General features: G+C 41.0%; 20 protein-coding genes. 9 read left to right on the forward strand and 11 right to left on the reverse strand.

What is annotated here, in order from left to right; all coding sequences use genetic code 11:
* Positions 1-530: 530 nt before the first annotated feature.
* Positions 531-1790 carry a DUF5009 domain-containing protein gene (locus ABID99_RS12845; protein ID WP_188831852.1) on the reverse strand — a complete coding sequence of 420 codons (1260 nt, stop codon included), beginning with the start codon at positions 1788-1790 and terminating at the stop codon, positions 531-533.
* Between the two features lie 1097 nt (positions 1791-2887).
* Complete coding sequence (locus ABID99_RS12850; RefSeq protein ID WP_373613935.1) at positions 2888-4381, reverse strand: PLP-dependent aminotransferase family protein; 1494 nt, start codon at positions 4379-4381, stop codon at positions 2888-2890.
* A gap of 82 nt (positions 4382-4463) precedes the next feature.
* Here ABID99_RS12850 and ABID99_RS12855 point away from each other — a divergent pair, with 82 nt between their 5' ends.
* The 5 genes from ABID99_RS12855 to ABID99_RS12875 all read left to right on the forward strand — a co-directional run bounded on the left by ABID99_RS12855 (position 4464) and on the right by ABID99_RS12875 (position 9557).
* Entirely contained in the window at positions 4464-4949 is a 486-nt protein-coding gene (locus ABID99_RS12855; RefSeq protein ID WP_373613936.1) for a DoxX family protein, read from the forward strand.
* Between the two features lie 33 nt (positions 4950-4982).
* Positions 4983-6026 (forward strand): EamA family transporter, encoded by a 1044-nt coding sequence (locus tag ABID99_RS12860; RefSeq protein ID WP_373613937.1) that lies wholly within the window; start codon positions 4983-4985, stop codon positions 6024-6026.
* 32 nt (positions 6027-6058) lie between these two features.
* Complete coding sequence (locus ABID99_RS12865; protein ID WP_176624438.1) at positions 6059-6862, forward strand: MBL fold metallo-hydrolase; 804 nt, start codon at positions 6059-6061, stop codon at positions 6860-6862.
* 210 nt (positions 6863-7072) lie between these two features.
* The gene (locus tag ABID99_RS12870) at positions 7073-8689 is read left to right on the forward strand and encodes a carboxylesterase/lipase family protein (protein WP_373613938.1); all 1617 of its coding nucleotides are present in this window, start codon (positions 7073-7075) and stop codon (positions 8687-8689) included.
* Positions 8690-8693: 4 nt separating this feature from the next.
* A complete protein-coding gene (locus ABID99_RS12875) occupies positions 8694-9557 on the forward strand; it encodes an alpha/beta hydrolase (protein WP_373613939.1) in 864 nt (287 codons plus the stop codon).
* A 66-nt stretch (positions 9558-9623) separates the two neighbouring features.
* Here ABID99_RS12875 and ABID99_RS12880 read toward each other — a convergent pair whose 3' ends face one another.
* The 6 genes from ABID99_RS12880 to ABID99_RS12905 form a co-directional block, all read right to left on the reverse strand.
* Positions 9624-10391, reverse strand: coding sequence for a hypothetical protein (locus ABID99_RS12880; RefSeq protein WP_090525297.1), 768 nt, complete (start codon positions 10389-10391; stop codon positions 9624-9626).
* Positions 10392-10897: 506 nt separating this feature from the next.
* Positions 10898-12274: an OmpA family protein gene (locus tag ABID99_RS12885; protein ID WP_090525295.1), complete on the reverse strand. Its 1377-nt coding sequence runs from the start codon at positions 12272-12274 to the stop codon at positions 10898-10900.
* Positions 12275-12584: 310 nt separating this feature from the next.
* Positions 12585-13424, reverse strand: coding sequence for a maleylpyruvate isomerase N-terminal domain-containing protein (locus tag ABID99_RS12890; RefSeq protein ID WP_373613940.1), 840 nt, complete (start codon positions 13422-13424; stop codon positions 12585-12587).
* Positions 13425-13452: 28 nt separating this feature from the next.
* Positions 13453-13881, reverse strand: coding sequence for an OsmC family protein (locus ABID99_RS12895; protein WP_090525291.1), 429 nt, complete (start codon positions 13879-13881; stop codon positions 13453-13455).
* Between the two features lie 91 nt (positions 13882-13972).
* A complete protein-coding gene (locus ABID99_RS12900) occupies positions 13973-14389 on the reverse strand; it encodes a DUF3052 family protein (protein WP_373613941.1) in 417 nt (138 codons plus the stop codon).
* Positions 14389-14823 carry a DinB family protein gene (locus tag ABID99_RS12905; protein WP_373613942.1) on the reverse strand — a complete coding sequence of 145 codons (435 nt, stop codon included), beginning with the start codon at positions 14821-14823 and terminating at the stop codon, positions 14389-14391. The genes ABID99_RS12900 and ABID99_RS12905 overlap by 1 nt, the downstream gene beginning before the upstream one ends.
* 83 nt (positions 14824-14906) lie before the next feature.
* Between ABID99_RS12905 and ABID99_RS12910 the strand changes: the two genes are divergently transcribed.
* From ABID99_RS12910 to ABID99_RS12920, 3 genes are all read left to right on the forward strand, one after another.
* Positions 14907-16154 carry a nucleoside recognition domain-containing protein gene (locus tag ABID99_RS12910; RefSeq protein WP_354482532.1) on the forward strand — a complete coding sequence of 416 codons (1248 nt, stop codon included), beginning with the start codon at positions 14907-14909 and terminating at the stop codon, positions 16152-16154.
* Between the two features lie 69 nt (positions 16155-16223).
* Positions 16224-16643 (forward strand): hypothetical protein, encoded by a 420-nt coding sequence (locus ABID99_RS12915; protein WP_373613943.1) that lies wholly within the window; start codon positions 16224-16226, stop codon positions 16641-16643.
* Positions 16644-16775: 132 nt separating this feature from the next.
* Positions 16776-17189, forward strand: a complete 414-nt coding sequence (locus ABID99_RS12920; RefSeq protein WP_176624422.1) for an OsmC family protein — start codon at positions 16776-16778, stop codon at positions 17187-17189.
* Between the two features lie 220 nt (positions 17190-17409).
* On the opposite strand, the gene ABID99_RS12925 is transcribed toward ABID99_RS12920, so the two are convergent.
* Complete coding sequence (locus ABID99_RS12925) at positions 17410-18027, reverse strand: TetR/AcrR family transcriptional regulator (protein ID WP_091163733.1); 618 nt, start codon at positions 18025-18027, stop codon at positions 17410-17412.
* A gap of 178 nt (positions 18028-18205) precedes the next feature.
* On the opposite strand from ABID99_RS12925, the gene ABID99_RS12930 reads away from it, so the two are divergent.
* Positions 18206-19333: a mechanosensitive ion channel family protein gene (locus ABID99_RS12930; RefSeq protein WP_354482529.1), complete on the forward strand. Its 1128-nt coding sequence runs from the start codon at positions 18206-18208 to the stop codon at positions 19331-19333.
* On the opposite strand, the gene ABID99_RS12935 is transcribed toward ABID99_RS12930, so the two are convergent.
* Positions 19312-19815, reverse strand: a complete 504-nt coding sequence (locus ABID99_RS12935) for a DUF4126 family protein (RefSeq protein WP_373613944.1) — start codon at positions 19813-19815, stop codon at positions 19312-19314. The genes ABID99_RS12930 and ABID99_RS12935 overlap by 22 nt on opposite strands.
* Positions 19816-19939: 124 nt before the next feature.
* Complete coding sequence (locus tag ABID99_RS12940; protein WP_373613945.1) at positions 19940-23362, reverse strand: efflux RND transporter permease subunit; 3423 nt, start codon at positions 23360-23362, stop codon at positions 19940-19942.
* Positions 23363-23384 lie beyond the last annotated feature (22 nt).

Genomic DNA, 23384 nt, shown 5'->3' on the forward strand with positions numbered 1-23384 from the left:
CTTGGGGCTAATGACCACGTAGCACTTTATCGATAACACGATAGTAGTGGTTTTGTAGTGGCTTTAAAATAGCAATTGAGTAAGGTTTGCCTGATAATTGCAGAATATAAAATTTCATCTCTTATATAAATCCAACATGAAATATAGTCTACCGGACTGCCGTAAAATTAAAATTGTTAAACAGGCTATTCCCGGCCGTGTAAGTACGGACATCCCTACATCATTAGTATAGCTGCAGCGTAATTGCGAGGTTTTGCCTGACGCCAATGCGGGCACATTGATTGCCGATTATGCCAAAGAACGCAATTATAATTAGTAGCTTTTATTATAATCAGCCTAAACCTAAAAGAGGCCGCCTGATTTCAGGGGGCCTCTTTTGAAGATGCTTTCAAGGTTCTTTTAATCCAAGTTTCTGATAGCCGCATCAAGTAAGCACTCATTTTTTCACCAACATCTCCCGGCATATTTCACCAGCCATGGTTACAATAATGATGAAATTGTTGCCATGACATTTTAGGTATGTATAATAATTAAATTTTTAAGCGCAATCTTTTCTTTTCAAGTAATCCAACAAATAAAACGATGATCACAGCCGTCAGAAAAGAGCGCAATAGTCCCGGAAATCCGTTATTGATAACGCCGGGATAGTTAATTTGGAACAGTTCCAGTGTAAACACCTGAAAATACGGGATCAGGTAGCAGGTTAGTGTGCTGGTACCTGCCGGTTTGATCCAGTTAAAGGCATCTATTTTTCCTTTAACATCTACCATATATATCAGCATCAAAAAAACTAACGTGGTAATTCCGGAACAAATGAATACCCATGCAGGTGTTGAACGGATCTTGGAAACACCTTCGGTATAAGGCCTTAAAGCAAAACCTGCTATCAGGAATAAAATAACGACGACAATCAGTGTGCCCCAAATATGTTGCGTTTTACCCTGCTCAACCAATTTGGCGTAGATCCCCGATATTACCGCGCCTCCCATAGTTAAAGTCATTGTTGACGCGTCGTTGATTATCCAAAACGGTTTTAAAAAGATAATAGCATTGCCGAGGAAACCGCCTGTAACATCTTTTCCTGCGATGGCTACCATCGTTTCGTCGTGCAACACCTCTATCTTTAATATAGAGTGTGCCAAAATATTAATGGCGGCAAACATTATCCATGCTACGATAAGGCTATTCAATTTGCCTTTAACTGCGAAAAATATCAAAGCACAAACCAAATATGCCCATCCTATCAAACCCAATATCCCCCACCATGAAGGCTCCATACCCCGTACCTCGCCATCTTCGCCACCTTTATAAATCACCGCCATGCCTATCAGCATAGCAATTCCCAATGTCTGCAAGGCATATCTTTTAGTCTTTGCCATAGATTCCGGATAGTCAAGCCAGATCAGGAAGAATGCCATAGTAATAACCAGTGCCCATGCAGCCTTCGGAATTAATGCCGCCGATGAATTATATTCTTCAAGGTTTACATGGTAAAAACCCATAATGAGCAGCGCCGCACTGCGCACCAGGATATAAAATAACACCTGTCTCGTACTATCACTCTTTTTGATCCTGTTATTAATGGCAAATGGTAACGACAAGCCCACAATGAACAAAAACGCCGGGAAAATAGTATCAGCAAAACCCATCCTGTCTTCAAGACCTTTGGCGTGGTCTATCCATTCGGGAATATGCTGTACACCGCCCGCATCGTTAACAAATATCATCAGGAGCATAGTAATCGCACGCAATACATCTATTGATAAAAGGCGTTTGGGTAATTGCTGCATGCTTATTTAAGAGTTTTCATTTAATTTTTCTGGAAAATAGTGAATTATGGCTTGCGGTATATAAAATATTATCGCCGTGCATGCCAAATGCCAACCTCGTTTATAAAGCACTGGTATAAATCCAATGGATCATTGATGCACAAATCTATCCGATAGCATGATCTGATGCTTTTATTATAGCACTACATCACTACTACCACAGGTAACATTATATATAAATAAAAAATTCAGCAAATTGGGAAAGAAGGGGGTTTTGGAAGCGACGGAAAAAACGCGGAGCAGATTGGTTAGCAATGAGTACGACTGATCACAAATGTTATAAAAACGAAAATGGGCAACCAAAGGCCGCCCATTCATTAACTGGTTTTAATGTCCAATTATTTTGCAGTTTTTCTTGCAGGGATTAATGGAACGATAATAACAGCTAAGAAAAGGGCAACTTCTAATACGGTTAACATAACTTTAATTTTTTTAATGTTTTAATTACTGAACTAACAATGTTTTCAGGAAATACAACCGTTCCTACAGGTATGCTGTGGCAGGGATGCAAGAACAATTGTATCATTCCTGTCACCGGTTCGGCTAAAAACATGCCATTAAAAAATAAGCCCTATAAATCAATACTTTAAGCTCAAAAACGTCATTTTCAAAATGGATTTTTTCTTTGAAACTACCTTCAAAAACTGGTGTTTATTAAATTTAACCCAGAGTTTTGCGCATAACGAAAAAAAATGGGCTTAAATCGAGGCAAAAAAAGCCGAAAAATTGTTTTTTGCCGAATTATTTAAAAAAAAGCGGGCAAACAAGCACAAATTTATTTTTGGAGAAAATTATTTCGCTCATTAATTTCTTAGCCTGCTTTGCGGCTATAAAAACTCATCGCCAAACTTTTTTTTGTAAAAAAACTATTCCCTGATTTTTACATATTATAGGTCTTAGCTTTTTTAAAAAAATTAACCGACAATTTGTCACCGGCATGACAAACGCAAATTTTGGCAGAAAATCTCTAACTTAAAAGCATGACAGTAACTGCCAAAGCATAACATGATATTAACAAATTCATCCTATTATGGCGTTTAACCCCCTATGCCAAACTTTTAAACTTTTGGAAGGCATTTAAGAATGGCCTTTTTCCAGATATTTACCGCTTCATGCATTTCTTTTTCGTTTAATGAGGCAAACCCTATTCGTACAAAGCTGTGTTTAAATGTTTTATCATAATAATAATCATGTCCCGCACCTATAGACAGCCCCAGTTCATTAGCTTTTTCTGAAACAACGGCAGTGTCCAGATCATGGAGGTATTTAACCCATATGGCAAAACCGCCACATGGTATTTTAAAGGAAATATAATCGCCTAATTGCTCCTGCAGTAATTTGCAAAGAATATCCCGCCGTTCGTGATACAGCTTATTGGCTTTTTTCAGGTGCCTGCTAATGTCTCCGTTCTTTAATAAACTTGCCATAGCTTCTTCTAACAGGTGCTCCCCCTGGCGGTCAATCAGTCTGCGTAAGCGGGTGGCCTGGCGTAAAAAATTTGCCGGCGCAACCATAAAACCAATGCGGATGCCCGGCGCAATGGTTTTGCAAAATGAACCTACATATATTACGTTTCCATAATAATCGGCACTGGCCAGCGGTAAAATAGGGCCGCTTGTATAGTGAAAGTCAAAGTCATAATCATCTTCAATAATGGCAAACTGGTATTTTGCTGCCAGTTCGAGTAAATGCATACGCCTCTCCGAACTCAGCGTTACTGTAGTAGGCTGATGATGATGCGGCACCACATAAAGCATACGTACCTTTTGTGCTTTACAAATAGTCTCAACAGCATTAATATCAATACCGTAGTCATCCACAGGAACAAATTCCAACCTGGCGCCCGCTTGCTCAAACACCTCATTTGCACCACTGTAGCCTGGGTTACCTACAATTACAATATCATTTTTATTAATCAGTACCTGTGCGCACAGGTAAAGTGCCATTTGAACGCCTTTGGTTATTAAAATATCATTAGGTGTTACATGCAGGCCACGGGTTTCACCCAAAAAACGGGCAAGTTCGTTCCTTAAATTTTCGGAACCCTGCTCCAGCCCGTACATCAGGTATTTATGCGTAAAATGATAACCTGCCATCCGTCTGTATTCGCGCACCATCAGGTCGACAGGCGCAATGCGGGTATCTGGAAACCCTTCGGTAAACGTAATATTGCCATCAGGCATATCCACAAACATGCGCTGAGGGTTGATCCTGTTATCATCAACATTGAACGAAGTTTCATTTGCCAGGCTATGTTTCAGAACAGCTTTTTCAATAGGCCGGGGTGCAACATCGGGCAGGTTTTTAGCTACGTAAATCCCCTTACGCGCTATAACATCAACCCAGCTTTGCGCATAAAGTTCGTCATAAGCTGCTACTACTGTTTTACGATGTACGTTTAACGATGCCGCCAATGCACGACTGGCAGGAAGCGCAGAGCCTGGTTTTAAGGTCCCCTGCCTGATATAATTAATAATACCGTTGCTAATTTGTAAATAGACGGGCACCTGGCTGCTTTTATTTATACTTAGTAAACTTTCGATGAGCATCATACTGGACTATCTTTAATCTATTTTCTGGACTACAAGTATAGTCCAAAAGCATGGTATTTTTGATCATCAAAAAATAAAACTTATGCAACTCAATCAAAAAATATCATCCATATACCTAAGGTTAGCCATTGGAGTAAGCTACCTGTGGGAAGTAGCCGACCGCCTCGGCTTATTTGGCCCAAACGGTCACGCACACGTTAGCTGGGGCGACTGGAAACATTTTATTGCCTATGCCAAACAGGTAATGAGTTTCCTGCCCAATGACATCATAAATCCGCTGGCAACTATTGCAACCATTGGCGAAGGCGGTTTTGGCATATTACTCATCCTTGGCTTATTTACCCGCGTGGCAGCTATCGGCAGCGGTATCCTTAGTTTATGTTTTGCTATCGCGATGGCAATTTCCTTCGGCGTCGAATCGCCTTTAGGTTACTCAGTGTTTACTTTGAGCGCCGCAAGTTTTCTGCTGGCCGGGACGTCCCAATATTCATGGAGCTTGGATAAATGGTTCGCCTCACGTATTGTGAACAAAAAGCTTACGGCTTACCAATCATTGCAAACCAATTAAAATCAGCAAACATCTTTAACCAATAAAATAATCATGGCAATTACAGCAAATACAAAAGCATCCCCCCTTTTAGTGATCATAGCCTTTGCTACTGTTTATATAGTATGGGGGTCAACCTATTTCTTTATACAAATGGCAATTCAGGGCTTCCCTCCCATGCTGATGGGTGCATTTCGTTTTTTTACCGCGGGTATTTTATTACTTGACTGGTGCTACATTAAGGGCGACAACATATTTGTTAAGCGCGATATCATTACCTCCGGTATCTGCGGGCTGCTTACCCTATTCATAGCTACAGGTATAGTGATCTGGGTCGAGCGCAATATCCCCAGTGCCATGGTTGCCATTATGGTTTCCGTGAACCCGATATGGTTCATCATATTAGATAAAGCTAACTGGCGGGTAAACCTAAAAAATAAATCGACCATATTCGGCCTCATCATCGGCTTTGCAGGAATCCTGCTCCTTTTTGGTGAAGCCTTCCTAAAATCAGTTACCGGTACTATGGACCATGCAAAATTAACAGGATTACTATTGTTACTGGCTGGTCCTGTCGCATGGTCGGCAGGATCATTATATTCAAAAAAGCGGGGCGGTACAGCTCCGGCAAGGGTAAATACTTCCTGGCAAATGATCATTGCCGGTTTGGCTTTTGTACCGGCTGCCATTATTCACCAGGAGTTTAACGGATTTGATCTCGCTACTGTTCCGGCTCAGTCATGGATGGCTATCGTTTACCTTATCATATTCGGATCAATTGGGGCATTCAGCGCTTATGTATGGCTGCTGCAGGTAAGGCCTGCAACGCAGGTGAGCACCCATTCGTATGTAAATCCGGTTATCGCCGTATTACTTGGGGTTTGCTTTGCACATGAAAGTATTTCGTTAATGCAGTTTTTGGGGTTAATTGTGATCTTGCTCAGCGTATTGCTTGTAAATCTTTCAAAGTATGGGAAGCTTACGTTTAAAAAACCTGTGACCGAAACAGTTGAACAAACAGGTAACTGCAACCACCTCAACCCTGCTTCCGATTTGGAACAGATCAAAGCATTGGCTAAAATAGCTTACCGGATCTAAAATCATCTCCCTAAATAACACTTTATAAAACAATGAATAAAACCATCATATGCAGCACATGCGGCACCCAGCTTTTAGCCGGGCCGGTAACACCCCAATTTTGTCCAATTTGTACCGATGATCGACAATACGTTCCGGAGAGTGGACAGCAATGGAATACGCCAGCCGAACTTAAGAACCGCACCATTAAAATAACACAGTTAAATAAACATCTGTATGCACTCAAAATACAACCAGACTTTGCAATTGCCCAAAGGGCCCTGCTCCTTATCTCTCCGGGAGGTAACATTTTGTGGGATTGTATTCCGTACCTGGATGATGCTACAATTGAATTTATCCGGGCTAAAGGCGGATTAAAAGCTATCGCGTTTTCACATCCGCATTATTATAGTAATATGAATGACTGGGCCGCCGAATTTGGCTGCCCAATCTATATACACCAAAATGACGCCGAATGGATACCTTTTAATTCTCCGTATATCTACTTATGGGGTGGTAACACCACACAACTTTGGGATGGCATAAGCGTAGTACATATCGGCGGTCATTTTGCGGGCAGCTGTGTGTTGCACATTGCAGGCTTTACACCTAATGGAACTATGCTTTGTGGTGATACATTTAATATAGCCAGAAGCAAACGGCATATGGCTATTATGTACAGCTATCCTAATATTATATTACTCGCCAAGGAAGAATTTGTCAAAGCATATCAAAAAGCATCCATGCTTAATTTTGATACTGTGTATGGAGCATTTGAAAACCAGGATATCGAGGGCAACGCGATGGAAATATTTGAAACTTCGATGCAGCGGTATAAGGATAGCTATGGATTATAATTATATTAAATTAACTACGTTTTCAGCTGAAATTTTTTTAAAGTAAAAAGTATGATATAGTTGTATTTGGCTAATCCATTGTGTTATATTTACACAATAGCTATTACCAGTGGATAAAGATCCTCGCCAATTATTGGTAATTAGCTATCTTTCAATTCCGGAAGCCAGTTTCGGATCACGAAGTTTAAACCAATTTAACCAAATACAATCATGAAAAAAAACAGTACCCTCATGCTGCTTTTACTCATTTGCTTTTTACCCGTAACGGCGTTTTGCCAAAGCAGCAACGAACCAGTTGTCGCCGGGAACGATGTGGCTGTAACATCAACCGAAAGCGGAAAAGTAAAAGGCTATCTTCACAATGGCATTTTTACATTTAAAGGTATCCCCTACGCCAAAGCCGACCGGTTTATGGAGCCCGAAAAACCTGCGCCATGGACAGATGTACGCAGTTCAAAAACTTACGGTCCGGTTTGTCCTACCGATCCAACTACAACTGTTAACGACGAATTTGAATTTGCCTTTCAGCATGATCTGGGTTATTCAAATGAACACTGCCAGTCGCTCAATGTATGGACACAGAAACTGAACGATGGCAAAAAACGCCCGGTAATGGTTTGGCTGCATGGTGGCGGCTTTACTGCCGGTTCATCAATTGAGCTTCCATCGTATGATGGTGAAAACCTGGCTAAAAAGGGAGATGTGGTACTGGTGTCGGTAAATCACCGGTTAAACATTTTGGGCTTTCTTGATCTTTCAGCCTATGGTGATAAATATAAGGGCTCTGCAAACGCGGGCCTGCTCGATTTGAAATTGGCCCTGGAATGGGTAAAACAAAATATAACCCAGTTTGGCGGCGATCCTGATAATGTGACCATCTTTGGGCAGTCGGGCGGCGGCGGCAAGGTTACCTGTTTAATGAACGCGCCATCAGTAAAAGGTTTATTTAAAAATGCCATTGTTGAAAGCGGCAGCTATATCACCGATTTTAATGAAAAACCGGTTACCCAAAAAATTGCCGCTGCATTATTGGAAGAACTTCACCTGCAGCCTTCACAGGTTGATTCTCTTCAAAAACTGCCTTATGATGTACTGAACGAAGCGGGTAAAAAAGCAATGCGCAAGGTTTCAGCCGATTTAAAGAAAGAAGGCAGAACCATGAACGGCTGGGGCCCTGCTTTAGACGGCAATTTTCTGCCTTATCAGCCCTCTGATGCTGCCGCCAAGGCATTGTCTAAAAATGTTCCGCTGCTGGTAGGCACTACCAAAAACGAGTTTGCTCCATTTGTTCCCGGCCCCAAAAGCCAAACAATGGATGAGTTAAAGACTGCCCTGCAAAAGAAATACGGCGATAAAACCGACGCTTATATCGCTGCTGCTCAAAAAGCGTATCCAACAATCTCAAAACCATCAGAATATACCGACATTGAATTTAACTTCCGCTCATTAGCCATTAAACAGGCCAATGAAAAGGCTGTTAGTGGCGCGGCCCCGGTGTATATGTACCTGTTTACCTGGCAATCGCCCGTAAATGGAGGTATGTATAAAGCCATGCACTGTATGGATATTGCTTTTCAGTTTAATAACATAGCCCGTTGCCAGGAAATGACCGGCGGCGGTAAGGAAGCATATGCCCTTGCCGATAAAATAAGCAGCGCATGGATAAATTTTGCCAAAACCGGCAACCCGAATACGCCATCATTACCTAACTGGCCGGCATATACTGCCGAAAATGGTGCAACAATGATATTGGACAACCAATGCGTAGTTAAAAACCACCCTGATGATGAATTATTAAAAATAGTAGCAGCTGCCCCTAAACCCTAAGTATATGAAAAGAATAGTTCTAACATTTACGCTGTTGTTTTGCTGCGTATGGGTATTTGCTGCCAAAGTTGACACGGTACAAATCCCCAGCGCAGCTATGAACAAAACTTACAAAGCGGCGATTGTCTTTCCGAAGGCATATGCAAAAAGTAAAGCCAGTTTCCCGGTACTCTATCTTCTGCATGGCGGCTACGGCCATTTTGACGACTGGCTGTCGAAAACACCGGATAAATCACTGGTGAAAGATCTCTCCGATCAGTATAATATCATTATTGTAATGCCGGAAGGTGAAATCTTCAGCTACTATGTTGATAGCCCGATTGATCCTAACAGCAAGTTTGAAACTTATATTATTAAAGAGGTGATCCCTTTTATCGATAGCAAATACCGCACTATCAATGATAAAAAAGGCAGGCTTATCACAGGTTTATCCATGGGGGGCTTTGGTTCGTTGTATCTTTCAACCAGGCATCCTGACCTTTTCGCAGCAGCAGGGAGCATGAGCGGAGCCCTTGACCCCAACATGACAACCTGGAAACTTCCGCCCGACAGGTTTGAGATGCTTAGCAAAATGCTTGATAAGATTTGGGGGCCTATGACGCCCGATACTTATCTGCAATATTCTGTTGTGAACATGGCAGATCAGATCCGTAAAAACGGGCTGCCATTGGTTATTAATATAGGAGTTGATGACTTTTTGCTTGAGCCCAACCGTGAATTACACCGCAGATTGGTTTATAACCATACTCCACATGATTATTCCGAACAACCAGGAGGCCATACCTGGGAGTTTTGGCAAAACGCCTTGCCGGGGCATTTGTTGTTTTTCAGCAAAGTTCTGAAAGCAAATGGTGTTTACGTTTTATAAAAGACCAAATTGAATATATAAAGGGAAGATCGATCACAGTATCTTCCCTTTATATTTACGCTATTTTCAGCATGGAAAGATAAGCGCCGGTAGATGGGCATGTTCTTCATTCTCCATATTCTCCCAATCCCATAACCCATTTAATTGTGAGCTGCGGTTGCTCAATACAAAAAAATCAACCCGCATTATATTGGCCAGTACATCAACGGTTTTCATGATATCCCGCTCCTTGATATTCACCAGGTTCAGCCTTGAACCGGAGAACAATTGCCTGAACACAGCATCAGCATAATCATTATGCATATGGGGTAATCCCGATTCAGTTATATTAAAAAGTGATGCCTTTACATCCATTGCTTCACTCATTTTACTTAAAAGGCTTACGATATCCTTTTTGGCATAACGAAGATCGGCAAGGTATCCCATATTCGTAATATTGAATGAGGCACCTTCCGGAACGGCCAGTAAGGGGCAGCATGAATGATTTAAAACAGGCACAAGCTGTTCATTAATTTCTTTTGCAGTTCCGCCAACCCCTTTGATAATTAAACCTATATCATATTTAGCTATAATTGCGTGGAGCGACATCCCCAAAGTATCCAGATAGTTAAGGAAAACTATCTTTTCGATGCCTTTATTTTGATCTTTAAAACTGAATTCCTCATTATCAAATATATCCTGCTTGGTAGTATCAGATAACTGAACACTCATCGGCTCCGGTACCGTGTTCATAACAATTACTTTGGTTTTTAATTTATCACCTAAATTACCGGCGTAAGTAAGTGCATAATTGCTTTCTTTTTTGAGATTGTGAACTACCAGGATTGCTTTCATAGCTAATTTATAATAATGAGATGTATGATTTGAACAAGTGATAACAAGAGCTGTTTCTTAATTTGTAATTAAAAAAGTCATAAAAAAGTCAGTTTGATACGCTCAAGAGTTACCGGCAGCATATAACCTTTAACCTTAACTAAAAAGCGGATATTATTCACCACCCGCTGCAATAAACGGTTATGTTGAGTAATCTTTAAAATTACTTTGTTTTAATTTACACTGATATTAAATAACGTTGCTTATAAATGTCACGGATAAATAAATACAGATCAATTTGCAACAAAATTGAGCGCACATACTCAACACTTGATCGCTGTTAACGATTCCCTCGTATCACAACCGTTACCCGCTCCTGCTACAAGAAATTACACGGGATGATGGTATTGGCGAATCGATTAAAATCCTGCCTATTCAACCAATCCCTGGTTTGGTTGCTAAATATGAAAGCAAAAAAGCCACTCAATTGAGCAGCTTTTTACTTATTTAAGGTTTAACAACCTTTGTTAATACAAGGTAAATTCAACCCTGCGGTTAGCCTGACGGCCTGCAGCTGTTTTGTTTGTAGCTATTGGCTGTGTTTGACCATAGCCGGTTGCTTCAATACGCGATGGATTTGCACCTTTGCTTGCGAGGTATGATTTAACCGATTCAGCACGATCTTTTGATAAACGCATGTTTAAATCAGCCGAACCTGTATTGTCAGTATGGCCAGCAAGTTTCAGGCTAAAGTTTTTATCAACTAATAACTGTGCTACCCTATCCAAACTTGGATATGAATGCGCACGAATGGTAGCTTTACCCAAATCAAACTCAAGGTTTTTGATAGCGTCTTTAACCACTTTTTTATCTTCTTCAGTAACATAAACTACCGGTTTAGCCAAAGGACAACCTGAGCCATCAACTTTTTGGCCTGCTGGTGTGTTAGGGCATTTATCGTTTACGTCCACAACACCGTCACCGTCGCTGTCGGCAGTTAACTTAGCAAGATTGGCATTGGTTGTTGCAAGGTCGCTGGCCAGCTGCGCATTTTTTGCTTTTTCAGCATCAATCTGTTGCTGTAGTTCGGCGCGGGTACGCTGGTTTTCCCATTGGTACTCTGTACGCATTGACGATACGGGATTATGAGTTGCCATCTGGTGTTTTTTCTTATTACCAAGGGCAAACTCTAAACCAATATGCGCGTATGAAAACCTGTCATCACCCGCCCCATACTTATATCCGTCAAGGTTATCGGCCTGTACAAAGTTAACCTGGTAACCTAAATCAAGGTTTATACCTGGTGCAAGGTCAAATTTCAAACCTAAGCCAACCGGGATAAACAATTCGTTGATATGGCCGTTATCGGTTTTCTTAAAGTTTTCCTGTTGCCCGCCAACCGGGGTAATCCTTGGTGTGTAGTTCAAATTACCAACACCTGCGGTTAAATAAGGCTGAATAAACGGCTTTTCATGGCGCCAATTGATGTTAGCCAGCGTAATATTAGCACTTAAAGCTGCCGACCAGTTTAATTTAGTAGAGTATGAATCATAGGGAGAAGTACCTGCTGCGTTAGGTTGACTGTTTGATGAAGTTAATTTACCGCGAAGGAAGTCGGCCTGTAAGCCCAAGGATGGCAATATTTGTTTTTTAATGTATCCGCCGTAACCAAACTGTTCGGTTGGGCTGGTAAAATCCTGCCTGTTATTGCGTCCAAATATGGTAAAAGGGGTTAACAAACCACCATGTACACCTATTGACCATGTGCGCAATTCACCACCACCCGAAAAGGGCCTCACGTAATCTTTTGCTGTAGCTGAGGTATCTGTTGACTGAGCGAATAATTTACTGCCAATCATAACTCCCGTAAGAAGCAATGAGGCTTTTTTTAAATTTGTTTTCATATTTATATGTTTAATTATACGTTTAACATTCAAGTAAAACGTACACTGGTTAATCCAACATTGATGCCATCAATATTTGTTAATCCAGAAAGCCCATGGCCAAAAGGCAGGCTAATCAAACAAGAAAAGCATATGAAATTTGAGATAAAATGCTGATTAACTAAGTCAAGCGCTTATGTTTTTATAATGCGATTAAGGTTGCTTTAAACAAGCAATAACAGCCAAATTTTTAACCTTTTGTACAAACTGGTTAATGAGTTAAAAAGAATACAGTTTTGTACAGTTAAAGAGTAATTAAACAAAATAGTTGTTAAGCCATCACGGCAACCATATTAAACAAGTTTTCGCCAAGGTTAATATTGCCGCTGATATTAGATGCCCCCAATGCTGTTTGCGGATCGATGCCTTTGGTGAAAACCTTCCAGGCAATATCAGGCGATAAAGTTACTATAGTATCCGGCACAGATTCGGCATTTTTTATGAGTGTCCAGCCATCAGCCATTTTAAACAGGTACCAGTTACCGCCGGCTTCGCCAGTTACAGTAATTTGAATTAGCGTACCTGTGTTTGCGCTGACCGTACGATATGCATGCGGCAGTCCGCACATAAAGGTATCGATGCAGGGATAAAATAATTCGGCAGTTAGGATACCTTGTTTGCCTACCGCTTCACGGATCTGTTGTTGGTGATGAAACTTTTCGGTGTATTCGCGGGCTATGTGAAACCAGTTAACAGATTCATCTTCACCTGCCCAGACTACTGAAAATGGTGCAGGCGCAAACAAATCAGCAGCAGTCATTATTTCGCTGTATTGTTTGCCTGTAGTTTCTAAAAGATCAGTAAGCAACTGCGGGCTTACACGCTTCATAGCGTTTACCCAGGTGGCGTTTAATCCGTTCAAAAAATCAACTAAATCACTATAGTTATTAATGGGATTTGAAGGAGGGTCGCCGGCAAACTGGTGAGCGGAAGAAATGACGCGCATGTTACCATCAAGTAAATGAGCGGCAATATCCTTTACAGTCCAAAGCTTTGCTAATGTAGGCCTGTTCCAGTCGTAGGTCGATAAGGATCTAAGCAGTTCTATTAGCTTTTGGTCCAACAGGGGGAACAGGTGAACTGTTTTAATAGGTACTTCCTGTTCCGCCATCTGGTATTTTCAACGAGTAATAACTATGTTATTGAGCAGGGTGAACAATTACTTTCCAGTTAATTTCAGCACCGGCTTTTGCAAGTGTTGCAGCAACTGAGCAGTATTTATTGATAGAAAGCTCGGCAGCCCGTACAGCTTTATCCTCATCAACATTGCCGTAAATATGAAATTCAATATCCACATCCTCCCATAATGAAGGTTCTTTACCGGCTTCCCGCTCGCCATTAACCACCATTTTATAGTCGGTAATTTCCTGGCGCTGTTTTTTCAGGATACTGATCACATCAATTGCCGAGCAACCAGCCAGGCCCATTAAAAGCATTTGCATTGGGCGAATGCCAAAATCCTGGCCGCCACTTTCCGGACTGCTGTCCATTTTTACGGTGTGACCGTTAGCGTCAACAGCTTCAAAGCCAAAATCGCCATGTACACGTTTTAATTCAATCTGAGCCATATTATCGGGTATTATTGCGCTAAGTTATACAATTAAGTGCTTATGCTAAAACGCAGTGCCGTTTGTTTAACTGGTTTTAACCAAAAATGACCTATACCACATATTTCCTGTTTTTAACGGGGATCACCAGCTTTAAACCCGACCACACTTCATCAACCGCGCAAACCTTGATCTCAACCAACCCCATTTGCAAAGCAAAGTTCCTGATCAAATCTTCTGTAATATCAGTAACTACTTTTGAAGCCTTTTTGGGCCAGGATACCCAAATCATGCCGTCCTGTTTAATTTGCTTTATCAGTTCAGGCAGCTTAACTCGATATTCATCCGCACTTTTGCTAAAGAAATGGATCACATCAATTTCAAATGAAATATCATCTGTAAAATAAACATCAGGAGGCATGTCGCTAAACAGATCAAGGTAATGGTCAGGGGCATTAACAAGCAACAGCTTCCCGCCTGCTTTTATACCCAGTTTCTTTGCCAGTGGTGTACCCGAATAGCCAGCCATTACAATATATCTTTTAGATGATGCAGCATATGATCAACATAGTCGGCGGCAAGCCATTCTACAGTTTGCAGGTTTGGTTCCTGTTTGCTGTTGTCACAGCGGGCACTCCATCTGTCGGCAGGGTAATTCTCTAACACCCGTACAATCTGCAGGTTCAGCAAGGCCCAAAGTTCAATCAATTCGTTAATATCAGCATCCTGGTAACGTGCGGCAGCAACCCATTCTACCTGTTGGTAGGTAAGTCTGAAGTTTTCTTCATAGGTGCAACGCACAAAACGCTGCAGGTTAATTTGAGCACTGTCAATCAAATGGCCAATCACTTCTTTTTTTGACCATTTAGCGGGCGATACCTTATAGGCCCAGTCAATGTCGCGGCCTTTTAGTTGCCTTACATTATCTATAATTCCGTTGAGTTTATGGATAGTGTCGTTCATTTATTGGTTTATCGATAGTATAAAAGTATCAGTATTTCATATTAAACAGCAAAAGCACTAACTTCAAAGCCTTAAACATTACTATGGCGCTTAACTATATCTGGATAGCTTTTTTTGTAATTGCATTTGTAGTTTCACTCATAAAATTAGTTTTTTTTGGCGATACAGAAGCTTTCAAATTATTGGTTGAAGGATTATTTAATTCGTCAAAATCGTCGGTAATGGATATCGCTTTGCCGCTGATTGGCTCTATGGCATTCTGGCTCGGCATTCTGAACATTGGCGAAAAAGCTGGAGCTATTAATTTTTTATCACGGATAGTAAGACCTTTCTTTAGCCGATTGTTTCCCGATGTACCTAAAGATCACCCCGCTACGGGCCAGATGATGATGAACTTTTCGGCCAATTTAATGGGCCTCGATAACGCAGCTACACCGCTTGGCTTAAAAGCGATGGGCAGCCTGCAGGAGCTGAATCCAGATAAAGAAACAGCTTCAAATGCCCAGATCATGTTCCTGGTGCTGCATACATCCGGCTTGCAGTTATTACCCGTTACCATCATCGCACAAAGGGCCATCCTTAATTCAAAAGATCCGGCCGAAGTATTTTTACCTTGTATCATTGCTACCTATGTAGCCACGGTAGTTGGCTTAATGGCAGTGGCTATTAAGCAAAAAATCAATCTTTTTGACAGGGTTATTATTGGCTGGCTTGGCGGCGTTACCGCTTTCATTACATTGGTGGTATGGTACTTTACCACGCAGCTAACCAAAGAGCAGATCAGTACGGTATCATCAGTTATAAGCAATGTGATGTTGTTTACCATACCGGTAATATTTATCGTGGGCGGCCTTATAAAAAAGGTAAACGTATTTGAAGTTTTTGTAGAGGGCGCTAAAGGCGGCTTTGAAACCTCAGTAAAGATAATTCCCTATCTGGTAGCTATGCTGGTTGGGATCAGCGTGTTCAGGAATTGCGGCGCGTTGGATTATATGAATGAAGGCTTACGCTGGGTTTGTGTTCAGTTTAATTTAGATACACGCTTTGTAGATGCTATGCCCGTGGCTTACTTAAAACCACTTAGCGGTTCGGGCTCAAAAGGTATGATGATAACGGTAATGCAAAATTTTGGTGTCGATAAATTTGCGGGGCGGCTTGCCGGGATCTTTAACGGTTCGGCCGATACTACTTTTTACATCGTTGCTTTATACTTTGGTTCGGTGGGTATTAAAAAATCGCGTTATGCTATTCCGGCAGGACTTATTGCCGATTTAGCCGGCGTTATTGCGGCTATTTTTATTGCTTATTTGTTCTTCGGCCATCAGCCATAATTACCGCTTAACAAAGGGGTGTTTATTCATCAAATTAATTGCTAATTTTATCGCACCCTTTATAAACTAATGACTCAAACTTATCTTAAAGAAAAGCAGCTAAAAAAAAAGCGCGCTATGAAAGGCGTCTACGCTATTATCATCGCTGGTGTAGTATTTATTTTTATTATGGTAAAGTTTGCCATATCCGGTGATGTTACGGAGGTGCTTTCATTTAGCAAAATGCCTAATGCCGATGATGCTTATAAAATTGCGAAGGAATTTGTAATCCCAACCATACGTTCGGGAAATACCTCTTTTCCTGACGGCAGATACCAATTTGGCAAAAAGGCCGACTCTGTTTTTATTATCAAATCGTATGTTCTTTCAACAGATAGCCAGGGTGAAACAAACCGTACCAATTTTGAAGTGATACTGAAATATAATGGCGGCCCCAAATTTCTGAAAAAGAACTGGAACCTGGTTGATATTAATGAAACACCCGAATAAAGAAAATTAAGTCGATAGTATTGAGTCGGAAGTCGCCAATCTGTTTTTTTGCTTTTCTATACTTAGAACTCATGCCTTAGGACTAAGGACTAAGCTTAATTTATTAATAACAATACTCTATTTAAACGCCTTATGGAAGAAACCGGAATTGAATTGATAGAAACAGCTACTGCACTTATAGGACTCACTCAATATCAAACAGTAGTTAACAGCGGTGGGCATGGCCTTATAACCGATGAACCCCTTGAGGCCGAAGGCAGCAATACAGGCATGAACCCATTTAGTTTGTTACTGGCGAGCCTCGCAAGCTGCACTGCAATCACCCTGCGCATGTACATTAACCGTAAAATGTGGCCTATAGAGGAAATTAAAGCCGATGTTGAAATGTTTAAGACTTTAAGTGGTACACGCATTGAAACTAAAATTAGCTTTAAAGGTGAAGTAAATGACGAACAAAGAGACCGGTTATTGAAAATAGCAAATGCATGCCCGGTACATAAAATATTGACCGGCAATATTGCTATCCGTACAAATATCAACCCATAAAAAAGCCCGCACGGCAAAAAGCTATGCAGGCTAAATCACTCTAAAACAATCACCTCTTAAAAAAGAAGTATTTTATAAACAACTAAACAGGGAGGTAATTACCTGGCTATTAAATTATTTGTAAGTACAAATGTACCCATAAATAATAGCCATAATATTTAACAGCCAATTCATTTGACGGCTAACTGACAGTATGGAGTATTTATACCTTAAGATGACTTTAGTACATCAATCCTTTGATAAAAATATCAAGCAGGAGTAGTTTTTTATGATGAATTTCTTCCAGGTGTTCCTTGCGCGGAAAGTTAGTTTTCTTTTGAGATATCGCCCCCACCCTGATGCCGTGCAAAGCATCCATCAATACATCAACAACTTCGTCAGGATTTTCTACAGGCTTAATGGCTCCTTTTTCAACTTCCGATTTAATAGCATTGCTTAACAAGTTTAGCTCGGCACTGTGAACTTCGCTAACTATTTGCCAAATGGTTTCGGGGAGGTTTTGTTCGTTAAGCCTGAAAAAATCAAAAAAGTTATAATTGTTTACTATAAACTCATGATGGGTATTTACCTGGAAGGTGAAAGCTTCTTTTAAATTGGTAAATGTATTTAGCCTGTTTTCAAGTGTTTTAAGATAATCAGTAGCAAGCTTACGCATTACAGCAATGTACAACTGGCTTTTATCCGGGAAATAATAATAAAGCAGGGCCTTTGACATAGAGAGGTCGCCGGCTATTTCGTTCATGGTAGTTTTTGAATAACCGTAATGTAAAAAGCGTTGGTGCGAGGCTTCTAAAATTTTCTCTCTTTTAATATCCTGCTGGTCATTCACTGCTGCCATGTGCTCGTTAAGTTTTATTTAAACAGGTAAACAAAAAGTTAAGACAATCGATTTCCTGACTTTTTTAACAAAACTATCAAAAATTCATTAAACATATGTAACAACACCCGGTACCGCGGCATTTGCTAAAACAATTTTACATTCCAACTATTTTACTGTAGAAAACATTTGCCTTGCTATGAATATTGAAAACAGCTTACCCCCCGACCTGCTTACATTTTCACAGCGCATACCGTCATTTGCCTGGAACCTGATCATCGCGCTGGTAGCCGTACTTGTTGGCCTTATTATAAAATTCATAATAACCCGTCTATTTAAATTTTATGCAAAAAAAGCAGATACATCCTACTCAATCTTAAGATCGATACTGGTTAACCTTGGGCCGGCTGTAGCTTATTTCATCCCACTGTTTCTATTCAATATCCTTTCGCCATTAATGCGAATGAATCCGGTTTATTACAAACCTCTTGACAAAACTTTTGAGATTTTACTTACCATATCTTTCGCGGGCCTGCTTGTACGTTCGGTAAGGATCCTGGAAGATTACATCTATCACACTTACGACCTTAATAAAGTGGATAACCTGAAGGAACGTAAGGTACGCACCCAAATCCAGTTTATCCGTAAGATCATTGTAGTGACCATCATCTTTTTAACAATTGCCATTATCTTGCTCAGTTTTGAAAGTATGCGCAAGATAGGTACCGGTTTACTTACCGGCGTTGGTATAGGCGGTATCATAGTTGGGTTTGCAGCACAGAGCTCATTAGGTAATTTGCTGGCCGGCTTCCAGATAGCGTTTACTCAGCCTATTCGTATTGATGATGTTTTGGTTGTAGAGGGCGAATGGGGGCGCGTAGAAGAGATCACGCTTACTTATGTGGTTTTAAAGATCTGGGACGAACGTAGGCTGATACTTCCCATCAATTACTTTATTCAAAAACCCTTTCAGAACTGGACAAGGACATCTGCCGACATTTTGGGCACCGTATTTTTATACATGGACCATACCGCCCCTATTGATGCTATACGCGAAGAATTTGAACGTCTGATAGTTAAATCAAACTTATGGGATAAACGGGTTAAAGTAGTACAGGTAACTGATGTTAAAGAACATACCATTGAGATCAGGGTGTTAATGAGCTCCCGAACCTCATCAGATGCTTTTGACCTGCGCTGCTATATCCGCGAAAACCTGGTAACCTTTATTCAAAAGAACTATCCTGACAGCCTGCCCCGGTCGCGTAATGAGATCAGCAACCTGGGCGAACTTGAAAAATATGTTCAGCCTGCAACCGGGGCATAGGTTAGCTTACTTAAGCCAAAGCCCGATCCTATTACCAAAGCATCTTCAATTGCGCCAATTACCGGGTCGGCGATATGATTTGCCTTAACCGTATTTTTTCGTAAAAAGTAGCTTCCGTAGGCGGCTGCTATTGCCACTGCCCCTCCTATCAACGCTCCGGTTAATGCTTTGCCGCCAACCGCTTTATAAATACTGGCGCCGGCCAGGGCACCAGATAAACACCTTGCCGCTACCCCTGCGGGTTCTATACGGTTTGGAGTGGAGGGTAATTTATCTGCAATGAGTTCAGTAACGGATACGATCTTTAAAACAGCAGCCACCGTTGTTGATTGCATGAGCCTTAACGGTGATGTTTCCAGTTGCTTTGATGGATGATGACTTAATACATGCGTGGTTACAACAGGGGCAGATAAGGTACGCATACCGGCTAACGTACCGAGGCCTATTACCGGCCAAAACGGTTTTGATATTTTAAGTTTCATGGCTGTGATAAACGTTTGCCTAAAGAACCATAAATACATTATTATGTTTTATTTAAAAACTGTCATAAACCCAAACAGCCGCAATCTTTCGACAGCGGCTGTTTGTTACTAATGGCTCTTTATTTTAAACTGTTTCAGTTTCTAATACCTCAACATGTTTAGCTTCAACCGATTTTTTGCCGAACAACCTTGCTTTCAGGTTATAGCGGATCAGGTATAAACACGGTACAAGGATCAGGGTAATAATGGTAGCGAAACCTAAACCGAAGATCATTGTCCAGGCCAGCGGGCCCCAGAAAGCAACGTTATCACCACCAAAGTGGATATGCGGTTCAAAATGGGTAAACAAGCCAACGAAATCGATATTGAAACCAACTGCCAAAGGTATTAAACCTAAAATAGCAGCTGTTGCGGTTAACAATACAGGAGTCATACGGGTATGCCCAGCTTCAACTACTGCATCGTGGATGCTCACTCCCTGCTCCAACAACATATCGGTAAACTCAACCAATAAGATCCCGTTACGAACAACCACACCTGCCAACGCGATGATACCGATACCTGTCATTACAATAGACATTGTCATGCCGAATACGGTAACGCCCAGCAATACACCAATAATACTAAAGAGGATCTCGCTTATAATAATAAGCGTTTTGCCGATAGAGTTAAACTGGATCATTAAAATAACAAGAATAAGCCCGAATGACACACCAAGGGCAGAAAGGAGGAAGGTCATGGCTTCCATTTGGTCTTCCTGGCCACCTCCCTGCCTTATGATAACATTATCCGGTTTTTTAAAATTATTTATCGCTTTCAGGATATTAGCATTAACCTCATTGGGATTATTAGGCTTGATAACATTTGAACCAAGTGTTAATACCCTGCGCTGTTGTTTACGCTTGATGTTGCTGTAAGTTGTTGTGTAGCGAACATCGGTAAAGGCTGAAATAGGCACCTGGCGTATAGCACCATTCATCGCCATATCACGGTAGGTGATCTTCAGGTTTTTGATCTCGTCAATATTACTACGCTGACTTGGCAATGTTCTTACCATAATTTTATAATCATCTTCGCGTGTATTGCGAAAGTCAGCCGCTTTCCAACCATAAATAGCGGTAAACAGGTTTTGATTGATTTGCTGAGAAGACACCCCCTCTCGATTGGCACGTTCACGATCTACATCAAACACAATTTCCGGCTTATCACTTTGTACGTCGGCAATCAGGTTTTCAATACCTGCAATGTTTTGTTTAGCCAGGTAGCTTTTAAGCCTGTTACCGGTAGCCACCAGTGTATCCAGGTTATCGCCTACAATTTCAATGCTGATGTCCTTTTGTACCGGCGGACCGCTATTTTCCTGCGTAACAGCTATTTTGGCCCCTGGAATTCCCTGTACCGCCGCGCGAATATTGGCCAATACTTTTTTTGTATCCTTACCGTTACGCTTACCAAACTCTACAAACGCTACTGTAACCTTACCTTTATTTTCATAATCGCCCTGATCTTCATCAGTAGGATCGGTAACGCCTTTTGTTACGTTTGAAATAACTGACGACACAATATCTTTGTCGGGTTCAACTACCTGGGCAACGCGCTTTTCTATCTGTTTAGTTACTTCGTTGGTATAAGCCTGATCGGTACCGATAGGTAAAGTAATGTACACATAAGCAAAGTTAGGATCGCCCGATGGGAAAAACTCTGGTGTTTTACCCCGCACAGCCATCAGAAAAATTGCAAAAATAAATAAGCCTATAGTACCTGCCAAAACGGTTATTGGTCGGTGTACGGCACGTTCAAGCCATTTGGCATACCAGTTTTGAAATTTAGGCCAGGCATTTTTCTGAAACCTATCGATAACACGCAACAGAAAGAAATGGTTAATCAGGTATAATACCATGATCAACACCATCAGGTTACCAAAGCCCACGTTAATCAAATAACCGATAACTGTAGCAATCGCCAAAAATATCATGGCGCGTTTTGTCGGTCTGTCAAATTTCGGGTTATCATGTTCACCATCATGGTGAGGCCTCATAAAATCAACCGCGAATACGGGATTAATGATATAAGCAACTACCAGCGATGCCAGTAAGGTAATGATTAATGTGATTGGCAGGAAGAACATGAAATGCCCGATCAAACTGTTCCAGAAAGCCAGCGGCACAAAAGGAGCCAAAGTGGTCATGGTACCCGAAAATACAGGAAGGAACACTTCTCCTGCAGCCATTTTAGCTGCCTCCTTAATAGGCACCTTTCCATTTGCAAAAATACGGTGTGTGTTTTCGATAACCACGATGGCGTCATCCACCACAATACCAAGTGCCAGCAGGAACGAAAATAACACGATCATATTAAGCGTAAAGCCAATTGCGGGCATCACAAGGAACGCGATAAAACACGACAATGGTACCGACAATGCTACGAAAATGGCATTGGTTGTGCCCATAAAGAACATCAGGATAACGGTAACCAGCAAGAAGCCAATAACGATGGTGTTAATCAAGTCGTTAAGCGTTGTACGCGTTTTATCTGATTGATCGCCTGTAACAACAATATCCAGGCCTTTAGGGAATACTGTTCTCTGTTTTAGTTTAATCAGCTCATTGATTTTATCAGAAGCCTCAATCAGGTTTTCTCCGGCCCTCTTACTAACGTTGAGGGTAATTACATTTTTGAAGTTAGGATTATCATTGGTTTTCAATCTTGCGTAACTTTCCTGTTCTAAAAATGAATCTTTAACCTCAGCAATATCCCTCAAATAAACAGCCTGCCCTTTTGGGTTGCGGATCACCATCGCAGCTACCTCATCGGCATTTTTGAAATCCTGCTTAATGTCGATAGTCCTGCGAACGCCATCAGTTTTAGCGGTACCCGTTGACGATAAAATATTTTCGTAACCAATAGCCGTACTAATATCTGGCAAGCTGAGTTGTGCGGCAGCCATTTTGTTCATATCAACATTAACCTGAATTTCAGGTGTTAAAGCGCCAACTTCATCAACTTTTGAAATCTCCTTGTAACTTTCAATTTCATCTTTTAATATATCAGCATATTCCTTTAGCTTTTTCAGGTCATAATTACCGGATATATTTATATATAAAATAGGAAGATCCGCAACATTGATATCCGAAACAACGGGATCGGTATAATTATTATCATTTTGCGGGAGATCTTTCTTAGCTTGGTCAATCTTGTCCTTTACGTCTATTTTTGCATCCTTGATATCAATATTGGCTTGAAACTCAGCTGTGATAATAGAAACGTTCTGAACCGAGTTTGAGGTTACTTTCTTTAATCCCTTTAAAGATTTCAGTTGCTTTTCAATCTGGCGTGTTACCAGGTTCTCAATATTTTGGGGAGACTGACCAGCAAAGGTTGTAGTTATAAACACCTTTGATTGTGCTATGTCCGGAAAGTTTTCCTTAGGCAAGCGATTATAACTTATCAGGCCAAGCGCTGTGATCAGGAACATGAGCACATAAATGGCTGTTTTGTTATCAATGGCCCAGCTTGAAGGGCCAAATTCTTTTTTTACATCTTTCATAATGAACAGATCAATTGATTAA

Source organism: Mucilaginibacter sp. OAE612, from assembly GCF_041806395.1.
GTDB classification, from domain to species: Bacteria; Bacteroidota; Bacteroidia; order Sphingobacteriales; family Sphingobacteriaceae; genus Mucilaginibacter; species Mucilaginibacter rubeus.